We start from the raw sequence: 24,032 nt of genomic DNA, 5'->3' as shown, positions 1-24,032 counted from the left end.
ACGATATCTATATTTAATGAACGTAGTAGAACTTAAATAATCGTTGCCGTATTTCTCAATATAATCATCATATTTACCTTTAAAATCAACAATCTTTTTCCTATGGGAAAGAGTAATAATTCCGATCGTGCGTTACTAATATTACCGTACCATCAAAATCAATTAGAGATTTTTTCAGAGCTTCTCTTGACTCTATATCAAGATGGTTTGTCGGTTCGTCGAGTAGTAAAATATCGGGATTATTAAATAGACTTTGTACGAGTAATACACGAAAGCTTATAACCTTCTGACAACCCAGAAAGCGGCTCATAATGGTATTTTTCGGCTATTCCAAGACCTACAAGCAAGCTAGCTGCAAAAATTTCAGCAGTATAACCGTCATTATCGTATATTACCTGTTCAAGTTCACCAGACTTATACCCATCTTCATCGCTACATTCCTGCCGATTTAATATCTCTTCTTTTTCTTGTAAAACTTTCCATAACTCCTTCTTCCCTGCTATTACCGTATCTATAATTTTAGTATTTTCATAAAGAAACTGAGCTTGTTTTAAACAACCTATTTTGGAGTTTTTTGGTATGTTAATCTCACCGAAAGCTGGCTCTTCTTCCTTAGTTAAGACTTTGAAAAAAGTTGTTTGACCTGCTCCGTTGGCACCTACTAAACCATATCGTTTATTGTTTTTAATATGCAAATTTACATCGGTAAATAGTATTCTTGTACCATCACTCATGGCTAAATCGTTTATAATAATCATATTTTTAGATGTCGTGGTTAAATGGTGTTATTGTATAGACACCTAATCGCCATTGTGAACAACTGCAGATCTTGTTGCACGGCTCGTTTTATGTCATTCCAGCGAAGGCGTTGTTGCATAGATACCGCCCTGTCATTGCGAGCAGTCGTAGACTGCGTGGCAGTCCAAAACAATAATAAAAAAAATTCTGTAAATCAGAATTTTTTACTGAATTGCTGCGTCAAAACTTACAGTTTTTCCTTGCAATGACGACCTTCAGTATCCACACAACAAGACCTATGCAGACATAACACAAGAGCCATGCGGGCAATGCCGAGCTTGTGGCAAAATTCATAAATGCTTATTACTTACAGTTAGTTTTGATGGATACCATAGAAGGTTCACAGTATAACAATAAAAAATCTTATTTCTTCAATAGCTCAAGAGCTTTTGCAAAATCTACTATATATTCTGCTTCTTTTTTTAAGTCTTTAATTTTTAAGTTATTATTCGCCTGCTCTTCGTCACCTATAAAAATAATAAATTGAGCATTTTCATTAAAAATGCGTTGCATTCTTTTAGCTATTTTACCTAGGGATTCTATGATAATCGCAATATTTTCTGTTCGCAATTTATCTACAATTTCTAAAGCATAGCAAATATTATTTTTGCCTATAGGTAATACAAATACCGGCTTAACTTCAGATATATCATATTCCCGCATTAAAGCAATTCGCTCAATACCGGCAGCAAAACCGATAGCCGGCACATCATCGTTATTACCCATGATTTTAGCAAGCCCGTCATAACGTCCACCAGCTAGAATAGTAGATTGGCTCCCTAACTTTTTTGTAGTGAATTCAAAAGCAGTATGGCAATAATAATCAAGCCCTCTAACCAAGCGTGGATTTATGCTATATTTCACACCTAAAATATCTAGATACTGTATTAACTCCTCAAAATATTCTTTGGATTCATCAGTGTAATATTCAGATAAAACCGGTGCGTTTGCTATTATTTTCTGATCAGTCTCACTTTTAGAATCAAGTATCCGCATTGGATTTTTAGATAACCTTATTTTGCTTTCTTCTGATAATTGATCTTTAAAATCATTTAGATATTCTACTAATTTTTGCTGATAAACGCTTCTTGATTCATTACATCCAAGAGAGTTAAGCTCTAAGGTAGTATCCTGCTCTATTTCGAGTGCTTTTAATATATCAACGGCTAACTTCAAAGTATCAGCATCAGTAATTGCTCCTTTAGCACCGATATACTCATAATTTAGTTGGTGAAATTGTCTTTGACGCCCTGCTTGCGGTCTATCATAACGAAAAATAGGACCGGTAGAGAAAAACTTTAATGGTAATTTATGTTGTAATCTGTTTGAGATGAAGCTTCTTATAATACATGCTGTAAATTCAGGTCGTAATGCTACGCAATCATTGCTTTTATCTAAAAAACTATAGATTTCTTTGCTGATTACGTCAGAGCTTGCACCCATCGAACGGTTAAAGACTTTAGTATACTCCACAATAGGAGTACTCATTTGTTTATAGCCGTACAATACTCCCACATCTCTTGCTTTGTTAATGATATAGTCGTGAACTTTATAATCATCCGGCAAGAGATCTTTCATTCCTCGGAGTGGTTGCAGCTTTTCAGTCATTTGGTTAATTTTGTTTTGTTGCGTGGATACTACTAACTCGTCATTGCGAGGAGAGGCAAAGCCTTGACGGTGGCAATCTCAGGAATTTTGTACTACTGCATGAGATTGCCATGCTCTCTACGTTCGCTCGCAATGACGGATATCCCCCTCTTAATTCTGCTCTTTTTGCATAAAAAACGATCTTACAATATATAAAACAAATATTGTAATAAACCAATATATTAATACACGACCTGCGGTTAATAGATTAAATTCACCGTCATATATTTGAATAAATAGTAAATATGCACAAGCAATTAAAATAAACGGTACGATAATAAATACTAAAGGACATCTAAAAGGCCTTGGAGCATCAGGTAGCGTTACCCTAAATAATACCACTATTATTGTAACGGTTATATAATCAATAAGAGCTCCCATTGAAGTTAATTGCGTTAATAATTCCGTAGAACAAAATCCTCCAAGGATAGCGGCTAAAGAAGCAAATATTATAATCGTAATATACGGACTATCATATTTTGGGTGCAGCCTTGCAAAACTTTTCGGTAGTAAACCGTCACGTGCAATAGCATAAAAAATACGAGAAGTACCGTAAATATTCATCATCAACACCGTCATCATACCGCAAACTGCTCCGGTTGCAACAATAGCAGAGCCGATCTTGCTATTATTGATAGTTAAAGCATAAGCAAGCGGTTGATCGTTATTTAACTGATCAAAAGGTGCAATACCGGTAACAAGCCCTGCCATTGTTACATAAACTATAGTAGTTAGAACAAGTGAGCCAATAATACCGATCATTATATCGCGTTTTGGGTTTTTACACTCCTCAGCTGCGGTTGCAATCGTTCCAAAACCTGTAAAAGCTAAGAATAAAATAGACGCACCTACTAAAACATTACTAAAACCGAAAGGCATAAAATTACTCCAGTTAGTAGCATCAAAATGAGGGGCAGCAGTGAGTATAAATACAAATATTGCAGTCATTTTTATGAAAACTAAAATTGCATTTAGTCTCTTACTATCTTTAGTACCTAAATATAAAATAAATCCAATAAATCCCGAGATTAAAAATGCCGGTAAATTTATTATACCGCCATTTGTCGGTACAGTAGTTAATTCTTTCGGTAAATTGATTCCACCTGCTGCTAGTATTCCTTGTACGTAGCCCGACCAGCCTGCAGCTACTATTCCTGCAGCAACACCAAGTTCTAATATTATAACACTACCGATCATCCAAGCAAATACTTCGCCAAATGCTACATAGGAATAAGTGTAAATACTTCCTGATGTCGGAAGCATTGCAGCAAGTTCAGTATAAACAAGCGCTACAAAGATACAGGTAATACCTGCAATCGCATAAGATAACATTACTGCAGGTCCTGAATATTTAGCAGCAATTATACCGGTAACGACGAATACGCCTGTGCCGATCATCGCACCAAGACCCAGTAATATTAAATCGAATGCTCCAAGTGTCTTGCTAAGACCGCTTGAACTGCCTATCTCTTTTACTGATTCAAAACTTTTCTTCCTTAAAAAACTCATTAGTTTCTCCTGTTTTAGTGAGCTTATTTTTTTGTGAATTGTGTCTCATTGCGAGCGACTAAAAGGAGCGTGGCAATCTCAGGAGGCCTAACTAGATTGCCACGTCGCTTCCCTCCTCGTAATGACACAATTACCTTATCTCTCTAGTAATCCATCCGCCGCCAAGTACTCTTTCACCGGCATAAATAACGCATGCTTGCCCAGGGGCAACGGCTTTTTCTTCGCATAAAAATTTTACTTTCATTTTATCATCACCGAGTTTACTTATTTCAGCTAGACGCGGCGGTCTTGTCGAGCGAATTTTAACTGCTACTTCTAACTTTTCGTTATCTTTAATCTCATCTGCAAGCCAATTCACATCTCTAATGATAAATTCCTGCACGTTTAATGCGGACTCCGGTCCTACATATACTATATTGTCCTTAGGATCAATCTTTACTACATATAAAGGCTCATTATACGCTATACCAAGACCACGACGTTGCCCTATGGTGTAGTTAATTATACCGCTATGCTCCCCTAGCTCAAACCCGTTTACATGAATAATTTTACCGCTTTCACTACTATTTGGACGTATTTTATTTATTACGCTCTTATAATGTCCGTCAGGTATGAAACAAATATCTTGGCTGTCGGGCTTATCCGCTACCTCAAGCCCAAATTTACTAGCAAGCTTTCGTGTTTCACCCTTAGTAAGCCCTCCTAGAGGGAAACGTAAATATTCTAATTGCTCTTTAGTTGTCGTAAATAAAAAATAACTTTGATCTTTTGCTGGATCAAGCCCTGTATGTAATTCCGCTCCGTTATCACCGTGTATTTTTCGTACGTAATGACCGGTAGCAAGCTTATCTGCTCCAAGCTCTCTAGCCGTTTTAATTAGATCCCTGAACTTTACCGATTTATTACATTGCACACATGGAAGCGGTGTTTCACCTTGTAAATAGCTATCGACGAAATTATCTATTACCGACTCTTTAAATTTGCTCTCATAATCAAGTACGTAATGGGGAATACCTAGCTTATTTGCTACCATTTTAGCATCGTAAATATCCTGACCGGCACAACAGGCATTTTTCTTCCCTACTGCCATACCGTGATCATATAGCTGCAAGGTAATACCTATAACATTATGTCCTTGTTCATGCAGCATTGCGGCAACCGCCGAACTATCAACCCCGCCTGACATTGCGACAACTATAGTAGACTGCTTATCCCCTAAATTAATCATACCAACCTTAAACAAACAACAAATTATACTAAATTTATAATTAAATTACAACACTATCTTTTAATATATTAAAATGCTATAATTGGCGTTGTCTAATAATTATCGATTTCGTCATTGCAAGCAGCCCTAGGCTGCGTGGCAATCTCATGAAATAATAACAAACTCCTGAGATTGCTTCGTCAATACTTCGTATTTCCTCGCAATAACGCTTTACTAATCCACCTGGGAATGACAAAATGCTTCAAATAATGCAAAAATTATATGTTATTAAAATATTATACAAAACAGTTATTACATTAGCTCTAATTTATTTCATACTGATTATTTTAGAATATGCACGTCAAGGTTTTCTTAATGACTTATCGTTACAAAAAGTAGATTTATCTATTCAGAATTCCATAAAAGAACCAATTTATTTAGTATCTTATGCCGACGGTCTGGAGTATGTTTATCGTAATCAAAATGCAACCACTCATTATGCAATTAATAAAGGTATAGACTTCATATTTAACTATAAGAAAAAGCACATAAATCAAGCGTTTATAGAAAAAAACCAAGAAATTTTTAATGCACCTGCAGGAGCGGGGTTATGGCTATGGAAGCCTTATATTATACTTGAAACAATGAAAAATGCACCAGAAGGAGCTATTATAGTATATTTAGATTCAGCATTTGTTATTAAAAAGCATATCAGTAATTTAACAAATCTTTTAGGCGATAATGATATATTACTGGTACATGATCGCAATCGTAAAAACGGTAGTTTTGTTAAAGGCGACACTTTTGCTTTAATGGATTGCCTTACAGACGAATGCAGAAATGACTATCACATTTGGAGTGCCGTTATTATTGTGCGTAATACCAAGCTTTCTCGTTCTTTCATTGAAAAATGGCTACAAAGTTGTGAAGATATTAGAATTCTTTCAGGTAAAAATTATAATATCCATCCTAACTACGATGAATATAAATGGCATCATTCCGATCAATCGGTACTGAGCCTTATATATCATAAAAATCCACAATCGGTTAAAGTAATAGAATATGAAGACACAACACCTTCTTTATCTTGGTTCCACCGTAAATATTCAAATAGCTCACCGTTAAAACCTTGGTATAGCATATACGGTATAGATCCTATAATTAATTTTAATACTAACGGCAAAGTTTTACCTGCTACCTCTCTTATAAATTCTCCGACGATTGTTAGACTTCGTAAATGGGTTATCGAGTATATTCAATGAGCCGGTGTTGTTGCATAATTCCAAAGCCGTCATTACGAGCGAACGTAGAGAGCGTGGCAATCTCATGAAATAATAACAAACTCCTGAGATTGCTTCGTCAATTACTTACGTAATTTCCTCGCAATGACGACATCTCTCGTACTTTAAAAAAACTATAAGATAAAGTAAGTACTTTAATGTCTTGCATTTCAGGGTCAAGCTCAAAATCCTTATCTATATAAAATGTAACCGGCATTAAGACTCTTTCGCCGGCTTTTAATAATTGTTCTTCAAAACAAAAACAATGAATTTTTATGAAATATTTTCCTGCTTTATTTGGAGTAACATTATATACGGAAGTACCTATTATATCGTTATCGCTTAGATTCTCCGTTTCATAGAACACTAGAGTATTCTGCCCCGGAACAATTTGCACTCTTTGCTGCCTTGGAATAAACCGCCAAGGTAAATCTTTATCAACATTAGCATCAAACTCGATAATTATAGGTTTAGTGCCTTTTACCTTAGAATATACACTCACCGTTTCTTTTGCAGTAGTGCCGCCATATCCTGTAACTTTACAAAATAAATTATAGATAGGTACGGAAGCAAAACTGAGTAACACCATACTAATTATTAAGCCCAGCAAGGAAAAAGCTAAATTTTTATTGGATTTTTTAGACATTATTTGATTTTATTTAAAAATATTCTAGAAAAAGTTTATTTTAGATCATATATGTGTTAGTATAAAAAAAATAGTTTTTAAGGTTAGTATGACTAATAATATTAATGCATTAGCAATTTCTAGCGAATCAGGATTTTATAGCTACTTACAGAAAATCAATAAAATTCCTTCACTTACGCAAGAAGAAGAATTGTTATTAGCAAAATCCTATTTAGAAGGGAATGATTTACAAGCTGCACATAAATTAGTAACAAGCCATCTTAAACTTGTTGCAAAAATTGCAAGCGGCTATAGGACTTACGGTCTTCCTATTACCGAATTGGTTTCAGAAGGTAATATAGGTTTAATGCAAGCAGTAAAAAAATTCAATCCCGAACTTGGTTTTCGCCTATCAACATATGCGATGTGGTGGATTAAAGCAGCCATACAAGAATATATATTAAAATCTTGGTCATTAGTAAAGATGGGAACAACGACCGCACAAAAAAAATTATTTTTTAGTCTTAATAAAGTTAAGCATAAAATTACTAATTTATACTCAAGGGCTATTACTACCGATGATTTTGTACAAATAGCAGATGAGCTAGGCGTTTCGGTTAATGAAGTTTCTGAAATGAATACTAGAATTTCAGGTCCTGATTTATCGTTAAATAACTCTATAAATAGTGACGATGCAGAATCCGGAGAATTAATAGAACTATTACCGGAAACACGCCCTACTCCTGAAGCTATGGCTATTAATAAGCAAAATTCTACCAGTAAAAGGCAGTTACTATCAAATGCTATGAAGATTTTAAACGACAGGGAACTGCGTATTTTCACAGAGCGTAAATTAACTGATACTCCTAAAACTCTAGATATTCTAAGCAATGAGTATAATATTTCTAAGGAACGTATTAGACAAATAGAAAATACGGCTTTTGAAAAAATAAAGAAGTTTATTTTAAACCATAGTAGAGAAGTAGCTTAAGCCTTATTGGACTGTCATCCCGTGGCTTGACCACAGGATCCAAAAACAACTAATAGTATTTTTACTGGATACCGCGATTAAGTCACGGTATGACAACGGAAAAACGATCCACCCAACAATGCTTTCGTAGCAATGACATTAGTTCAGTACACCTGACCATTCTGGATCAGAAGCATCTGCCGGTGTCATAATTTCTCTTTCATTATGACCTGTTAGATCAATTGCAAAAATTTTGTTTTTTCCTGGAGCTTTAGCGCTCGACGGCCAACCTTTAGCAAACATAATAACTCGTCCGTTAGGCGACCAACAAGGACTTTCGACTAAATATCCGCTTGTTATTATCCTTTCACTATTCTTATCATCTTGAGGACATGCTTTCATAATTCCGATATTAAAAGTTTTTCCTCCGTCTCCTTTAGTAATCTTAGTAAATGCTATATAGTCTCCTCTAGGCGACCAGCTAGGAGCTGCGTAAGAACCACTGCCAAAACTAATACGCTGAACGTCACTTCCGTCTGAATTCATGATATATAATTGAGGCACACCGTTTCTATCGGAATTATATACAATTTTTTTACCGTCCGGTGAATAGCTAGGAGAGGTATTAATACCGAATCCGTCAGTCAATTTATGAAGCCGTTTAGTAGCAAGGTCGATTTCATAAATATGCGTCGAGCCGTTTTTAGCTATCGACATTACAGCTTTTCTACCGTCTGGTGAGAATCTAGGAGCAAAAGATATACCGGGAAAATCACCTACTACACTTTCTTTGCCTGTTTTTAAATCTTTTTCATAAACAAGTACTCTTCTTTTAGTAGCATATGAAACATAAAAAATCTTATCCGCCGAACGAGCAAATCTTGGGGTTAAGACTAGTGACTTTCCATTGGTAAGGTATTTATTATTAGCCCCGTCATAATCCATCAAAGCAATTCTTTTTATTTTCGGTAAAGAGCTGCTTTCTGATACATACACTATTTTAGTGTCAAAATAACCGGCATCACCGGTAATTTTTTCATAAATTTTATCGGCAATTTTATGTGCTGCTCTTCTCCATAGATTTTTCGGTACTTCAAGACGTTCACCGACGAGCTGTTTTTCAAGCAACGTATCCCATAATATAAAGCTAATTTGAAATTTACCGCTTTCTAGTTTTTTCACTTCACCGTTTACTAAAAGACTAGCATTAATTTGACGCCATGCAGCAAAAAGCGGTTTATATTCTATTCCTGTCTTCTCTTCTATAAAAGAGGCAGCAGAAATAGGACGGAATAACCCCGAAAGCTTTAAATCATTAGAGATAACTTTAACCATATCGTGACCTAATACATCAGCGGCAGAATTATCGGCATCAAATTTATTGACCGCTATAGGTGTTGGGTCAGCTCGCCCATGCTCAATGTTTATTGTTTCAAGTGCATAGCTGGTAACGCTAAATAATAGTGATAGTATAAAATATATAATATTTCTCACTTAAAATACTCCTTTTTATCAAATGCCGTTATGGTTGTTGTATGTCATTCCTGCGAAAGCAGGAATGACATACATTACCCAAAAATCTTCATCAGTTCTTCCCATTCTCTCTTAGTCATATCACTAGTTTCATGGGTAACTTTTTCACCGTTTATCATTCTTTTAATTACATCCAAACCTTTACGTGAAATGTTTGCTCCCTGCAAACGATATTCTTCAAAAGCTTCGTAAACAAAAGGAACCCAAGCTTTGACTATCTCAAGCATCTTTTCAGCATAAACTCTAATTTCATATTGAGCGTGAGGGTCAGCTCGCAATCTTAAAAAATGAAGTAAATTATGTAAATTAATCTTCCAATACCATTCCGTATAATAATTTAAAGTTAAATTCATACGAGCAAGCTCTCTTGCTATCCCTGTGGCGTTCTCATCTATAATATTACCCTCTTCATCGGCATTCATCAGTTCTTTATAATGCCCGTAGCACTGTCTAGCATCTTCCTCTAAAATTGCAAGGACCTTTTCAGCCACTTCTTTCGGTAAGCTATCCCCTTCCCTACATTGTTTATTTACAGCAGATTGGGAAGCAATATTTGCCGGTTCAGGTAGATAAAATTCATTACCTACAATAGAATACCTTGCCGAATATTCGTTAACGCTAGCTGTTCTATGCCTAATCCATTGCCTTGCAATAAATATCGGTAGTTTAATATGGAACTTGATATCACACATCTCAAAAGGAGTGGTATGATAATGACGAAGCAAGTAGTTTATCAGCCCTTTATCTTGGTTTAATTGCTTCGTACCCTTACCGTAAGATACACGAGCTGCTTGTACTATAGCACTATCATCCCCCATATAGTCGATAACTCTAATAAAGCCGTAATCTAACACTTTTATAGGCTCATATAAGATTTCTTCAAGTGCCGGGACTGTTACTCTTTTTGTGGTGTTATGCATTCTATTTATCCTTTATGTTTTGCTTTAAATTAACCTTTTCGATGTCATTACTGCGTTGTTGCATGGCTCGTTTTATGTCATTCCCGCTTTCGCAGGCATGACATAAAGTTATGGCAAATAACTATATAAATTCTTACCGTTTCTTTTTAGCCATAATTTTGCCGGTTGGTATTCGGGATATATATACTCAACTAGCTCCCAAAAATTTTTACTATGGTTCATTTCTTTTAAATGTGCCATTTCATGAGCTACTAAATATTTCAGTACTTCAAAGGGAGCAAAAACTACCCGCCAATTAAAAACAAGATTCCCTTTGCTACAACAACTCCCCCAACGGCTAACATTTTCCATTATTCTAATATTGGAATAAGTCAAATTATGTTTTTTAGATATATTCTCTACTATTATTTTTATTTCTGCTAATAATTTCTTTTTAAGGAATACTGCTATACTAAGTTTTTTTAGTACCTGACTACAACAATACACTTCTAACGTAGAATCATTTAATTTTAGCTGATTTTTAGACGAATCAATATGTATTATTTCATAAGATTTACCCAAAATAGAAATCTTATCTTCATCTTTTGGTATCGCAGTTACATTACGACGTAATTTTTGCCTAACCCAATATTCTTGACTTAACAAAAAATTATGACCTTTTTCGGCTTTTACCTTAAGAGGTAATACAAGCTCTGCACCTTTAGACGTAATGCGGATGGCTATATTTTTAGCTTTGCTACTCCTTCTTACTATAACATTTTGAGGTTCACCATATTTGGTAAGAGTAATAACATCTTCCATTTAAAATTCTATATACTTATTAGGATCAACTGCTATTTTATTTTTACGCATAGCAAAATATAATTTATGTTCTACATGTCCGATAACACTATTTCTAGCAATTTTATCACCTTTTTTCAGTAATAAATCATCTAAACTCGCATATGCTACTTCTAGATCGTCTTTATCTAATTTAACTATTACTAAATTACCGAATTGCTTATTATAACCTGAATATATTACCGTTCCTGCAGCTATCGATTTCACTTCACTATATTCTTTAGCTACAATATCTATCCCTTTACTTTTACCGGCTTTAAACTCGGTAATAATTACCCCATTTAACGGTTTTACAAAGTTTAATTGTTCTATCGATTCTTCATCTGCGTCTTCATTCCGAGACATAGGAATCTCAATATCATCATTATCATCTTCTATAATTTTTGCCTTTGGCTCTTCAAGTCTACCGCTAACTTTTTCTGACGCGGGATTATCTTCCATAGTTCTTTGAACTATCATACCCTCATCGTGATCTAGTGCGGTAGAATTATTATTTGCAGTAACATCTCCTACTTTATACTCAATTGGAGCCGGTGGCTGATCAACACAAGCAACTAAACAAAAACATATAACGATACTAAGTACAACAGGATATTTCATATATTTAACAAAACTATTATTTACATTAGAAAACAAATCTTACATAGTATATAATTTTTATCATTATTTTCCATCAAAAAATTAACTATGAAAACTTATAATATTGTCATAGCTAGTGATCATTCAGGTTATGAGCTTAAGTCTGAAATTATCAATTATTTAGAGCAGAAATCTCTAAAGATTTATGACTGCGGAACAAATAATACACAAACTGTTGATTATCCTGATTATGCTAAGAAAGTAGTAGATATTATTATTGAAAAATCAGCACCTATCGGTATTTTAATTAGTGATACGGGGATTGGTATGTCTATAGCTGCGAATCGTAGCTCGGAAATAAGAGCCGCTTTGTGCAACAATATATTAACTGCCGAAAATGCTAAAGCTCATAATGACGCTAATATCTTGATACTCGGAGCAAAAACCATAGACCAAAAAATAGTATTTGATATTATAGATAAGTTTTTAACTACCCAATTTGAAGGCGGCAGACATAGCACCCGCCTATCAAAGATCAAATAGTTGTATAAACTGTTAAACATTGTTATTATCCGTCATTGCGAGGAGAGGCAAAGCCTCGACGTGGCAATCTCAGGCATTTTGCACTATTTCATAAGATTGCTACGCTCCTTGCAGTCGCTCGCAATGACGATTCGGTATCCATGCAATAAAGCCAAACTATAATATAAATTATGCTGCTTAATATGAATCTTCAAGAGTTGAAACAAAAATATAATTACGATGTTGCAACGAAAATGATGCAGCAATATCTAGACATTAAATTTGCTCATTTAGATTGTTTACTACTATTTAGAATGGGTGATTTTTATGAAATGTTCTATGAAGATGCAATTCTAGCAAGCAATATACTTGGCATTGCTTTAACAAAGCGCGGCAAAAACGGCGAAGAAGACATTGCGATGTGCGGGGTACCTTATCATGCCCTTGAGAATTATTTAACGAAGTTAATTGAAGCAAATTATAAGGTTGCTATTTGTGATCAACTAGAAACACCTGAAGAAGCAAAGAATAGAGGCGGTTATAAAGCGGTAGTTACTAGGGATGTTACACGTATTATAACTCCGGGAACTATAATTGAAGAAAATTTAATTGCTTCAGCCGAACCTAATTATTTAGCAAGTCTCGTAATACCGAAAAATAAAGAAACAGCTAGCCTTTGTTATGTTGATCTTTCTACTTCCGAAATTGTTGTAGTTAATGTACCGGAAACGGAAATTCTTAATGAGCTGGCTCGTTTAAAACCTCGTGAAATTCTGCTTAGCGAAAATCTGAGATCTTCTAATCTTGCGGATAGTATTTTCAAACAATTAAATTTTCGTATTACCTATCAAGTTGATAGTTTTTTTGCGATTAATAAATGCAAAAAAATCATTTTAGATTTTTATAAAATGAAAGATATTAAAGGAATCGGCGAGATATCTAGTAGTCAAATTTGTGCCATAGGTAGCGTTTTAGAATATTTATCGTTAACGCAAAAACAAAATATTCCTCATTTGCCAATCCCTAGAATTATCAATTTTCATAGCTATATGACTATTGATTTCTCTACTAGACGCAACCTTGAAATTGTCACAAACTCACAAGGCGGCTCGCAAGGAAGTTTATTAAGCACCCTTAATCATACGGTTACTAAACAAGGTGGACGTTTACTATATCATTTTCTTTCAAGTCCTTTAACCAACATTGCTAAAATAAATCATCGTTTAAATATTACCGAGTTCTTTTATTCCAACTTAGAAATAGTAAAAAAAATTAGAGAACTTCTAAAAAAAACTAGTGATATAGAACGCTGCTTAACACGTATTACGATGAACAGAAGTTCAGGTCGTGATTTACTTAGCATTAAATATACTTTAGAAACGGCAACGATTATTAAAGGAGTATTCTTTGACGCTTACGGTTTTAATTTACCTGATTTTATCGAAAAAATTATTAAACCTCTATCAGGTGATACAGAATTATATAATTTAATAGATGAAACAATACGAGAAGATGCACCGAATAATTTAAATGACGGAGGTATAATAAAACATGAATATCATCCGAAAGTAGCCCAATTACATGATTTAATTAATAACGGAAAATTATATATTGAAAAGCTAAAAGATCAATATCGCAAAGAAACGGGAATAGACAGTTTAAAAATATCTCATAATAATGTTATAGGGCTTTTTATCGATATCACCGCTAAAAATGTTAATAAAATCCTTGATCACAAATTTATTCACCGTCAAACAACGGTTAATCATGTTCGTTACACTACTGCTGAACTACAAAAGCTTGAAAGTGAGTTAGTCAATGCTAAAACCTTAGTAATAAGCTTAGAAAAAGAATTATATGCGGATATTTGTAGCCAAGTAATCGAAAAAGCTTCCTATTTACGAATGCTTGCAAGCTCCTTAAGCGGGCTTGACGTATTTTGTAATTTTGCTTACATCGCTGATGAATATGATTATGTTAAGCCTGAGTTTACCGATGATTTAAGCTTTGATATCGTTAAAGGACGGCATCCTGTAGTAGAGAAAGCACTACAGCGAGAAAGCAAAAGCTTTGTATATAATGATTGTCATTTATCAGAGCTTGAGCGTATTTGGTTAATTACCGGTCCTAATATGGCAGGTAAAAGTACTTTTTTACGTCAAAACGCCATCATTGCAATCATTGCTCAAATAGGCTCGTTCGTGCCGGCAAAAAGTGCTAAAATAGGGGTAGTCGACAAAATATTTAGCCGAATAGGTGCTGCCGATGACTTAATTAAGGGACAATCGACCTTTATGGCAGAGATGCTTGAAACCTCGGCAATCCTTGCTCAATCTACAAAAAACTCACTAATCATACTTGATGAGGTAGGTAGAGGCACATCCACTTATGACGGGGTATCTATAGCATGGTCGGTGCTTGAATATATTCATGATAAGCTGAAATGTCGCTGTTTATTTGCAACGCACTATCATGAGCTAACCGTTATGAGTAATTTCCTGCCGGCTTTGCAAAATTATACTATTGCTATTGAGGAGTCAGGTAAAGATATTCTATTTTTACATAATATTATATCAGGTGCTGCCGATAGGTCCTACGGTCTTCATGTTGCAGCTCTTGCCGGTCTTCCTGCGAGTGTTATAAACAGAGCTGAGCAGATTCTGCTTAAATTTGAAAAAACTTCTACAGGTAAAGGAAAAAATATTTTATCAACGGAATCAAATAATTTAAGTTTGTTTTATCTTGAACCTAATAAAACTACTATAAGCAGCAAATTAGATAAAAAATTCAGCACTATCGATCCTGATAAACTATCCCCTAAAGAAGCACTTGAGTTAATGTATGAGTTAAAGAAGTTGGTTTGATGCGAGTTTGGCAGTGCCTGCGTGGATCAGTTTTTTTTATCATTGCAAGGAAAAACTGTAAGTTGTGACAAAGCAATCTCAGGAGTTTGTTATTATTGCATGAGATTGCCACGCAGCCTACTGCTGCTTGCAATGACAATCTAGTATCTATGCAACCTTGCCTCCCTTTCCAACCAATATTTACTACAGGCGAAAAAATTAGGATTAGCGAAACTTTCTTTACCGTAAGTAATTTCTTGTCCATGCGTATCTAAAATATTACCACCGCCGGCTTTAATTAAAGCATGACCTGCCGCTATGTCCCATTCCATAGTTTGACCGAATTTTGGATATATATCAGCTGCTCCTTCAGCAATTAAGCATAGTTTCATTGAACTGCCTATTGCATTTATTTGACCGAATGAATACTTACTTAAAAATTCTTTAGTAGCTTTATTTGAATTATAAAAACCTATTACCGCATTAAGCTCTTCATGTTTAGGTTCATGATTAACAAATATTTCTTTAGAATTCTGTTCGATTTTTAACCGACCGTTTACATCAGTATAATATAGCTTTGCTGTTTCAGGGTGATATATCAAGCCGATGGTTGGAAAACCGTTTTCAATAAGCCCTATATTGACCGTATATGTACTTTTACCGTTTACATAGCTCCATGTCCCATCAATAGGATCGATTAACCAAAAAGTATCACTGCTGAATATAGGTAGCGGCTGCTCTTCACATACTATAGCTATTTGAGAGGTTAAGGTTTGTAGAGTTTGATAAATTATTTTACTAATTTCCTTATCGGCATTAGTGACTACTGACCCATCTGATTTAATATCAGTCAACATTCCTGTCTTTTTTATATCTAGTGCAATCTTGCCGGTATTAATAATTAAATCTTTTAAAGCATTAATTAAATTGTCATTCATAATTATTTATTTAACATCTTTGCAGCTGTATCATCTTCTAACCACTGACCGGTATTTAAAAACGTAGATTGCTGCAACTCAGCGATTTGATGATCAGGTGACCCCGGTAACATTTGCCACCCCAAATATTCAATTCCATAATATCCTATATCAACCATACTTAAATAAGAGTCCATATTTTCTAAATCTTTTTTATTATTTGCAAAAATTACTATTTTTTTAGGTTGTTTTGGTATAATTTTTAAGAACTCTATAAGAGCTTTGACTCTATTTATATTACCGGTAAATATTATACCTAAATAAAAAATAGGGGCTTCAGCATCGCTTGGATTAAATCTAAATACATCTTTATCATTAACTTTATTAGTAAAATTAATATTGAGTCCGTAAAGTAAGGTATATAACCATCCTTCATAATTTTCAATTAAATTACATGGGGCCGTTATTTCCTGAAGACCTAAAACCGTTGCACCTTGCTGTTTCATCTTATTAATTAAATCTACCCATTTAGATTCAACAAGCATCATCTGACGCTGCACTATCAATTTTGCAATAGTTTTATTAACTGATGCGTTATCCGCTGCAAGACTATATAAATATTTAGTAAAATTTATATAAGAATTATCCTGATATCGAAATAATTTGGATTTCGGTGTTATGATAGTATTATCTATATTTATAAGTACCAGCGTATCTGCATCTATCTTCGGTAATAAGTTTTTCATTGTTACTGAATCTACGGAGTAAGTAGGAATAATTTGACCGTAGCCCGCATACGAAATAACTAAGCAAAGTACACTCAATAAAACTTTATTTATTCGTGTCATAAGGATTTTTACCTTTTGCATTATTATTCTTTAAAGGTGGATTATTTCTTTTTAGCTTATTTATTTGAGATATTAAATCATTAATCAGTTTAGTATAATATGCAACATCTTTATTTTTCGGAGTATTTTTATTATTATAATGATAACCAATAAATAATATATTAGAACTATAACTACTAAGTTGCAATTCCATTGAGCTTAGTAATTCTAAGCTACTACTAATCATTATAAAGCATTTCGGTATAAAATTCATTTGAATAAGGAACTTGAGCATCATTTCCGCTTCCGATATATTATTACTTGTCAATATACCCTTATAAAATACCGGATAAGTATTAGCAAAACTGTCTACATTATTAAAAATAATATAATTATTGTTTGGAAAACTATTTGAAAAATCAATATCAAAATTTTTCTTTAAATAATCGGCAAACCATATCTCAAATTTAGGAATATTATTAAAATTACCGGTAAACCCATCATTTACTGCTATTATGGGGATTTTACTATTACTCATTTCATTTACAAAATTTGGAAAATCAGATTCTTGTAATTCTTTCTTATAACTATCATTAGTTAAAACCAATTGCTTTATATAAATAGCTTTTGAATTTTTATTAATATTAAGTAAAAGAGGAATTAGTGTAAGATAAATGTCTTTATCAAGCTGTGTAACGATAGGCACTAAAGACTTAAACACAAAATCATCTAGAACCGTTACTACTAATAAATCCTGAGGTACATAATTTTTATTATAATTTTCTTTAAAATCTTGTTTTATTTTATTTAAACTATCCACTTCTATAATTTCTGCACGAGCTATAGAAGCAATACATAATATTAGAATAAATATATATTTTTTAAACATTTATGATTTCCATTTTTTTAAAGGCAGCATATCACCCTGTGATTTTCTATGTAATTCCTGCGAAAGCGGGAATCCAGAAAAAATAACCTTAATAATTGGTACATGTTTGACAAAATAAACATATAAAAGCTTGTTTTTTTATATATGTTTTCCTAGATTCCCGCTTTCGCAGGAATTACATATATTAGTGTTATCACATCATACTGCTAATATCAATCCATATTAAATTATAATATGGTAAATATGTTTGGAAGTTTTTTTAGTTCGCTTGGCGGTACTGTTGGAAATGCATTTGGCGGCGGCATATTTTCAAGCGTGGGAAGATTTGTCGACAAAATGCTTGGTGAGTATTTAGATCAACTAAATCACGAACCGATAGAATATGACAATATTAAAAATTTCAAAGAAAGTTTTAAATATGTAACAGCTAATTACGGTGAACCTATACCGCTAATTTTCGGTACTGCAAGAGTTAACAGACAAATAATTTCAAATCAAAATAAGCAACTAAATTGTTATGTGCTATAACCAGTTCCGTAACAAGAGCCGGTAGTCAGTAAATCTCTTTAGGGTACGAGTCTAGAGCTGATAAAATATAACTATTATCGAATAATAATTTGCTTGCAATTAGCTCACTAACAAAATCCGCTCCGGCTTTTTTGGGATTCGGTTTTTTAGTAAATAATGAACCGGATAGTCTAAATATTACTGCTCCGGTTTTACTTTTAAGCACTTTCCACGGAACATGTCCCGCCGATTGTGCAATTAAATTAATACATCTATATACTATAACATTTTCGCGATAAGCTTCTATGTCGACTCTGATTAAATTACCATATGCAATGTCGTTTAGTTCAATAAAATTTTGTGATTTGGTAGTACTATTCTTCCAAAACTTTTTCCAATAATTTTTTATCATATATCCTAATATATTTATTGTTTTCAGGATTATATAATGATTTGGGAGGTAGACTAAGAGAGCTTAATAAGATGTTAATGTTCGTTAATGTAATTAAAATTATTTCTTTACAAATAGAAAGATATAGTATTTATTATCAAACATATTACCATGAAATATAGCAACTTGATAGGATATAAAACATGTCTTTACCATCTGAATATTATTCACAATGACCCATAACAGCTTTGAATAAGCTAATAAAAAATTTTATAAAAACTAAAAAATATGACGAAATAAAATCAATTTTAGCATCTAAGAACAGCTATAATTTGTTAGGGTTACATCATGCCATTACGTCATTTGATCTAGAAGCATATACACTTATTATTTCTTATGCTAACCCTAGCCACTTTACTTCTGCTGAATACGATAGATATATACATAACATCGATGATACATCTATGCTTGATGTAGCAGCATTTATAAATTTTGATACTATACAATATAGAGATACAAAAAGCAGCATGTTGCAAGAGTTGATTAAGTGTAAGAAGAGAACGATTGAGTAGCACAATAACAATGCAATTAGTGAATTTAAAATAGAAGGATTTGAATTAAAAATTAGCTAGTTATTTAAGTTTTTAAGAGTTTAAAAGCTTTATTGAATATAATAAAATTGAGATAAATATTGAAGAACTTAATATTGCAAAATTTAAAATAGAAAAATTATCACCGATTGCATATAGCGAAAACTCTGATATGACTATATTACTATTTTAATGACAAGGACTTACAATGTAAGCGATTTAAACGACAATATAATGCTTCATAACTATACAAAGCTTTTGCAATAGGGGCCTACAAATAAGTTATTAGCCTATAATAGCAGCGGTTAATATTCAAGTGCAAGATAGCCTAAAAATAATATTTGATAATAAATCATTTTCTCATTACGATTGAGACAATAACCTAATATGTATAGGCGCAGAAAAATTAAATTTAGAATCAATAATAGCACATAAATTTGGACATTATGCAATAGAGAAAACTTTGTACAATGCAAGTATCCCACTAAATAATAGTTTTCAAATTTTGAAAACAGATTTCGTAAAAAATGTACCATATCAAAATGATGATAAAATATTTTTGCCTAAAAATTTTGACAGCTTAAAGCGTTTAATTAATAGTTCATATGAATATAGTAGAGCGGCAAAACCAATACTTGATTTAACGGCACATTTAATATTAACACCAGAGGAAAAAAATGAAATTAGTAGTAAATATAACAATAGTAAAGAATTGATTAAATATTTAAAAAATGAGACTATATTACCTATATTTTACTTTAATAATTATAGACCGGAACAGATACAAGAGAATTAGAGGAAGTTATAAAAACTAATTCTCATACCCATATTATGTGACCACTTTAATTATTAATTTACTAAAATTACCTTGTGTAAAAGAACAGGATTATTATGAATAATTTGCAACTGATCAAAAAGTTCAATTGCAATGTATATTAACCAAGATTCTACCACAAATAATAAAAGATAAAGATCTTACTAGCGAGCAAGTTTACTACTTAGAAAGAATTGGAAATCTTATACACAGAGAATCAGATGATAGCGCTGCAGAGTGCATAGTTAGGTATCTAGAAATTAGTATAGATAATTTATTGCATCCCATCGAAGATTTACTTATTATTAATGCAATGCAACTGTTGGTAGATTTCTGGGCGGAACACATAGTTCCTAAAATGGAATCTACTATTATAGGATGTACAAAGGAATATAATTGTGACACATTTGATGGAGCGTAATTAATTTAGCTATTGTTGTGTGGCGCTTTTTATGTCATACCTACGCAAGCAGGAATCCAGTACTTTAAAGCTTTTTTTACTTTAAAAGTGAAACAATATAATAAAAAATCTTTGCAATCAAGATTTTTTTAGCCTGTATCCCTGCTTTCGCAGGTATGACATCACTGGCTTTTCGAAAACTATCCAGCACTATAACACAAAAACCCTAATCACTAAAATTATACCTAATATTTTTTCTAGCAGAACTTATATCTTTTAAACGTTCACACACCTTTTCAAAGACTTGTTTAGGCAAGATATTTGAAGCATTAATTTGTAAAAATTTATCGTCTTTTAATTTAATCGAAAAAGAAGGCTCTTGAAATTCTGGCCCATCAATTTCTCTAGCAATTTTTATATAATAACCGATTATATGACTGTTGTAATAATCACTTTTACTAATCATTTTCTTAGCTATTTTATTAATCTGCATGTCAGTTTTAGCAGTATAAGTAACCGTAAGGGCAATACCTAGCATAAGACGCTGTCTATGACTAAAAGGAATGTCTGAAGATAATATAAATTCCGAAACAAAATTTGCTCTAAGCGTTTTATCAATATTTTTATTATATTGTGCTAGCATTATAGCGAGTTCAATAATAATAAGAGTCGTGGCATCGGCATTAATTAAAAGATATTGTACTGCTTCAATATATTTTTCAATTTTACATATATTTCTATCAAATTTTACTAATCTCTTCACCCTCTCATAAATAATATCTTTTTCTGTTTCATGAGACGGCAACGAGTCAAATCTTACTCCTTCTTTTAAACCGTAATTTGAGATAATAATTTTTTCCGGTGAAAATACCTTAATCATTGCTTTTATTACTAAAACTGCATTATAATTTATGACTTTCTGCTCGTAATAACTCAGTTTTAATTTATCGATTTGCGATAATTTCTCTAAATATAACTCAAACTCTACACGATTTATTTCAAAATTATGTAAATTTTTAAGGGGATAATTTATAGACTCCATGTATATACGGCTCATTAGACGTAATGCACCGCCAATTAAATATAAATTAGGATAATGTGCAGCTCCAAATTCTTCCTCTAGCATTTTAGTAATCAGCCCGACATCACCAAAATTGCTACTAACAATAATTTTTGTACCAAGCGGCAATGATTTTAATTTACCGACTTTTTTATTTCCAATCTGTGCAAGCTCAAGACTTCCACCTCCAAGATCAGCTACAATACCGAAAGCATCACTAATACCGGAAATTAATCCGGCAGCAGTTAAATAAGCTTCACGTTCACCTGAGATAATTTCAATATCAATATTGAATCTCTTTTTAATTATAGCTTTGAATTCATCTGCTTTAGGATGCCCCCTAAGTATGGCTGTTGCAACACATCGAATATTAGTAACAGACAGTTTGGTAAAAATATGAATAAGATATTGTAGAGATAAATATGTTTGATGTTTTACGTCTAAATTATCTAAATTAAGTAAATTTGTAAGATAATTTCTAAATTTATAATTAAAAATTTCCGGCGCTCCAAGCTCATCATTTTCATAAACTACAGCTCTTAAAGCATTTGAACCGATATCAATAATAGCTGAACGCATTTTACTCATTATTTTCCGGAACAGTTATTGTTTCAGTCTCTTCCGAAGCCTCATTATTATTTGCCCTAGGGTCAAAAGGCACTTGAGTAGGTACAAAAGTCGGCGGTAATAATCTACTAGTAAAAAACTTATCTTCATAATACTTAATTTTACGCGATTTTATAGGCGGAAAGGATTCTATTAAAACAATTTGCTCATCTCTCGGTAACTGTATTACTTCTTGAGGTAAAAGTAAAGCTCTTTGAACCTGAGAAACGTTTTGGGTTCTAGTAGCAATATTAAGATCAAAAAATAAAGGTTTACTAAATGATCTTTGTTCTACCGTCTTATTACCGACAAGCTGCGATATTAAATTTGCCGTTTCATAGTTATTAGCGGCAAAAGTAATACGATATGTTGCATTAGATAAGAAAGAATTCATCCCGGCATCTTCATATGTTCCTTTTAACTGCTGTGTATCTTGGATAATTAAAAATAAACGAACTCTATAACCTCTAAAATAAGCTATACCGGCTTTAAAAGTATCCATCTTCCCGAGCGTCGGGAACTCGTCAAGTAAGAACATCACTCCATACGGCTCTTCCTTTAAATCCGGCATTTTGCGGCTTAAAAATTCTGTCGCCTGCTGATAAAACACCTGCATTAATTTTTGTAAACGCTGTATATTATCGGGTGTTAACCCTACATATACGGTTGTTTTGACTTTTTTAAATTCTTGTATATTGAAATCAGAAGATGCTGTAGCTGAATCAATAAGTGGATTTGCCCATAATTCAAGCGATGAGTTCATTGTAGATATTACGCCGGAACGCTCTTTATCGGCTTTTTGCAAAAATGCAGCAATATTCATATATGCAACAGGATGTATTACACCACCAAGCGTATCGAGTACGACCGCTAGATTATAAACTACGTCGTCACTCCTCATAGTACGCACTACTTCACCGAAAGATTTAGTTTTAGTAGGATCGGCTATTAAATATAGAGTTACGCCTAAAAATAAGCTTCGTGCCTCATTATTCCAAAAATCTTTTTCCGGCATTATAAGATTTGAAATTTTTTGAACGTCATCAACCATTTGCCCAGGCTTAGTACTAACCCAATCAATCGGATTATAACAATGAGTAACACCATCAGGATTAGAAGGCTCCCATACAAAAACTTTCTGCCCTTGCTTCTCACGCCAACCACTTGTCAACCCGTGATTTTCAAGCTTTATGTCATGCACTACTACCGAATCACTCCAAAATAACAAGTTAGGTATCACAAACCCTACACCTTTACCTGAACCGGTAGGAGCAAATAATAAAGCATGCTGGAACCCGTCTGCAACAAAATATCCACCGGCATCAACACCGATCAGCATACCTTTCTTAGATCTAAGACCTGCAGCCTCTATATCTGACGGATTAGCCCAACTTGCATCTCCATATACTTTTTCATCTTGTTTGAAAAATTGTAATGATTTTATTCTTTCAAAATTTTTAATGTAAAATATTATAACAATAATAGCCGGACTGAGAAGAGAGGCAAGTAGCTTCAATTTTAAATAATTATAGTCGGAAATTTTTAACTGCTCCCAAACGTTAATAAGCCAATACGCCCACTTATAAACAATATTTATAGCATTTATATTTACACCTAAAGCTCCAACCTCATTAGTAAAAATTGCAACAAATGCACCGCTTATCCAAATGGTACCAAAAATAACAACCGGATGAATTATAGCATGACCGAATATATTTCTAGTAACTTTAAGTATCTTATGCCATTCCATGAATTGAT

General features: G+C 33.3%; 21 protein-coding genes and 1 pseudogene. 7 read left to right on the top strand and 15 right to left on the bottom strand.

The window, feature by feature from the left end:
• Nucleotides 1-242 precede the first annotated feature (242 nt).
• The 4 genes from ACHBLB_RS04640 to mnmA form a co-directional block, all read right to left on the bottom strand.
• Nucleotides 243-758, bottom strand: coding sequence for an ATP-binding cassette domain-containing protein (locus ACHBLB_RS04640; RefSeq protein ID WP_475840913.1), 516 nt, complete (start codon nucleotides 756-758; stop codon nucleotides 243-245).
• 403 nt (nucleotides 759-1,161) lie between these two features.
• On the bottom strand, nucleotides 1,162-2,406 hold the full coding sequence (gene hisS, locus ACHBLB_RS04635; RefSeq protein ID WP_475840911.1) for a histidine--tRNA ligase: 1,245 nt from the start codon (nucleotides 2,404-2,406) through the stop codon (nucleotides 1,162-1,164).
• A 150-nt stretch (nucleotides 2,407-2,556) separates the two neighbouring features.
• Nucleotides 2,557-3,954, bottom strand: coding sequence for an amino acid permease (locus ACHBLB_RS04630; RefSeq protein ID WP_475840909.1), 1,398 nt, complete (start codon nucleotides 3,952-3,954; stop codon nucleotides 2,557-2,559).
• Nucleotides 3,955-4,084: 130 nt separating this feature from the next.
• Nucleotides 4,085-5,182 (bottom strand): tRNA 2-thiouridine(34) synthase MnmA, encoded by a 1,098-nt coding sequence (gene mnmA / locus ACHBLB_RS04625; RefSeq protein ID WP_475840907.1) that lies wholly within the window; start codon nucleotides 5,180-5,182, stop codon nucleotides 4,085-4,087.
• Between the two features lie 236 nt (nucleotides 5,183-5,418).
• Between mnmA and ACHBLB_RS04620 the strand changes: the two genes are divergently transcribed.
• Nucleotides 5,419-6,423, top strand: coding sequence for a hypothetical protein (locus ACHBLB_RS04620; RefSeq protein WP_475840905.1), 1,005 nt, complete (start codon nucleotides 5,419-5,421; stop codon nucleotides 6,421-6,423).
• A gap of 97 nt (nucleotides 6,424-6,520) precedes the next feature.
• On the opposite strand, the gene ACHBLB_RS04615 is transcribed toward ACHBLB_RS04620, so the two are convergent.
• Nucleotides 6,521-7,087, bottom strand: coding sequence for a cytochrome c oxidase assembly protein (locus ACHBLB_RS04615; RefSeq protein WP_475840903.1), 567 nt, complete (start codon nucleotides 7,085-7,087; stop codon nucleotides 6,521-6,523).
• A gap of 88 nt (nucleotides 7,088-7,175) precedes the next feature.
• Here ACHBLB_RS04615 and rpoH point away from each other — a divergent pair, with 88 nt between their 5' ends.
• Complete coding sequence (gene rpoH, locus ACHBLB_RS04610; protein WP_475840901.1) at nucleotides 7,176-8,057, top strand: RNA polymerase sigma factor RpoH; 882 nt, start codon at nucleotides 7,176-7,178, stop codon at nucleotides 8,055-8,057.
• Nucleotides 8,058-8,195: 138 nt separating this feature from the next.
• On the opposite strand, the gene tolB is transcribed toward rpoH, so the two are convergent.
• The 4 genes from tolB to ACHBLB_RS04590 form a co-directional block, all read right to left on the bottom strand.
• Entirely contained in the window at nucleotides 8,196-9,530 is a 1,335-nt protein-coding gene (gene tolB, locus ACHBLB_RS04605) for a Tol-Pal system beta propeller repeat protein TolB (protein WP_475840899.1), read from the bottom strand.
• 74 nt (nucleotides 9,531-9,604) lie between these two features.
• A complete protein-coding gene (thyX, locus tag ACHBLB_RS04600; protein ID WP_475840897.1) occupies nucleotides 9,605-10,489 on the bottom strand; it encodes an FAD-dependent thymidylate synthase in 885 nt (294 codons plus the stop codon).
• A 108-nt stretch (nucleotides 10,490-10,597) separates the two neighbouring features.
• Nucleotides 10,598-11,290 (bottom strand): M48 family metallopeptidase, encoded by a 693-nt coding sequence (locus ACHBLB_RS04595; RefSeq protein WP_475840895.1) that lies wholly within the window; start codon nucleotides 11,288-11,290, stop codon nucleotides 10,598-10,600.
• Nucleotides 11,291-11,965, bottom strand: a complete 675-nt coding sequence (locus tag ACHBLB_RS04590; protein WP_475840893.1) for a murein hydrolase activator EnvC family protein — start codon at nucleotides 11,963-11,965, stop codon at nucleotides 11,291-11,293.
• Nucleotides 11,966-12,016: 51 nt separating this feature from the next.
• On the opposite strand from ACHBLB_RS04590, the gene rpiB reads away from it, so the two are divergent.
• Nucleotides 12,017-12,451, top strand: coding sequence for a ribose 5-phosphate isomerase B (gene rpiB, locus ACHBLB_RS04585; protein ID WP_010977056.1), 435 nt, complete (start codon nucleotides 12,017-12,019; stop codon nucleotides 12,449-12,451).
• A 182-nt stretch (nucleotides 12,452-12,633) separates the two neighbouring features.
• Nucleotides 12,634-15,294: a DNA mismatch repair protein MutS gene (mutS, locus tag ACHBLB_RS04580; protein ID WP_475840891.1), complete on the top strand. Its 2,661-nt coding sequence runs from the start codon at nucleotides 12,634-12,636 to the stop codon at nucleotides 15,292-15,294.
• 140 nt (nucleotides 15,295-15,434) lie between these two features.
• Here the strand turns inward: mutS and ACHBLB_RS04575 are convergent, their stop codons facing one another.
• The 3 genes from ACHBLB_RS04575 to ACHBLB_RS04565 are packed head-to-tail and all read right to left on the bottom strand — an operon-like array spanning nucleotide 15,435 to nucleotide 17,906.
• Nucleotides 15,435-16,211, bottom strand: coding sequence for a 3'(2'),5'-bisphosphate nucleotidase CysQ family protein (locus ACHBLB_RS04575; RefSeq protein WP_475840890.1), 777 nt, complete (start codon nucleotides 16,209-16,211; stop codon nucleotides 15,435-15,437).
• A 2-nt stretch (nucleotides 16,212-16,213) separates the two neighbouring features.
• A complete protein-coding gene (locus ACHBLB_RS04570) occupies nucleotides 16,214-17,059 on the bottom strand; it encodes a DUF2608 domain-containing protein (RefSeq protein ID WP_475840888.1) in 846 nt (281 codons plus the stop codon).
• Complete coding sequence (locus ACHBLB_RS04565) at nucleotides 17,022-17,906, bottom strand: DUF2608 domain-containing protein (RefSeq protein ID WP_475840886.1); 885 nt, start codon at nucleotides 17,904-17,906, stop codon at nucleotides 17,022-17,024. Before ACHBLB_RS04565 ends, ACHBLB_RS04570 begins: the two co-directional genes overlap by 38 nt.
• 243 nt (nucleotides 17,907-18,149) lie before the next feature.
• On the opposite strand from ACHBLB_RS04565, the gene ACHBLB_RS04560 reads away from it, so the two are divergent.
• Nucleotides 18,150-18,434, top strand: coding sequence for a host specificity protein (locus ACHBLB_RS04560; RefSeq protein WP_475842747.1), 285 nt, complete (start codon nucleotides 18,150-18,152; stop codon nucleotides 18,432-18,434).
• Nucleotides 18,435-18,462: 28 nt separating this feature from the next.
• Here ACHBLB_RS04560 and ACHBLB_RS04555 read toward each other — a convergent pair.
• Nucleotides 18,463-18,825: pseudogene (locus ACHBLB_RS04555) on the bottom strand (phage portal protein); the annotation flags it as partial.
• Nucleotides 18,826-19,052: 227 nt separating this feature from the next.
• On the opposite strand from ACHBLB_RS04555, the gene ACHBLB_RS04550 reads away from it, so the two are divergent.
• Together ACHBLB_RS04550 and ACHBLB_RS04545 are read left to right on the top strand one after the other, a co-directional pair.
• Nucleotides 19,053-19,376 carry a hypothetical protein gene (locus ACHBLB_RS04550; RefSeq protein ID WP_475840884.1) on the top strand — a complete coding sequence of 108 codons (324 nt, stop codon included), beginning with the start codon at nucleotides 19,053-19,055 and terminating at the stop codon, nucleotides 19,374-19,376.
• A gap of 523 nt (nucleotides 19,377-19,899) precedes the next feature.
• The gene (locus tag ACHBLB_RS04545) at nucleotides 19,900-20,190 is read left to right on the top strand and encodes a hypothetical protein (protein ID WP_475840882.1); all 291 of its coding nucleotides are present in this window, start codon (nucleotides 19,900-19,902) and stop codon (nucleotides 20,188-20,190) included.
• A gap of 644 nt (nucleotides 20,191-20,834) precedes the next feature.
• On the opposite strand, the gene ACHBLB_RS04540 is transcribed toward ACHBLB_RS04545, so the two are convergent.
• Both ACHBLB_RS04540 and ACHBLB_RS04535 read right to left on the bottom strand, forming a co-directional pair.
• Nucleotides 20,835-22,247, bottom strand: a complete 1,413-nt coding sequence (locus ACHBLB_RS04540) for a Ppx/GppA phosphatase family protein (protein WP_475842745.1) — start codon at nucleotides 22,245-22,247, stop codon at nucleotides 20,835-20,837.
• 1 nt (nucleotide 22,248) lies between these two features.
• Nucleotides 22,249-24,024: a type IV secretory system conjugative DNA transfer family protein gene (locus ACHBLB_RS04535; protein ID WP_475840880.1), complete on the bottom strand. Its 1,776-nt coding sequence runs from the start codon at nucleotides 24,022-24,024 to the stop codon at nucleotides 22,249-22,251.
• Between the last annotated feature and the right edge of the window lie 8 nt (nucleotides 24,025-24,032).

This window comes from Rickettsia lanei, assembly GCF_056242675.1.
Note: the sequence above shows the minus strand (reverse complement) of the source record. Positions and strands in the feature narration are given on the sequence as shown.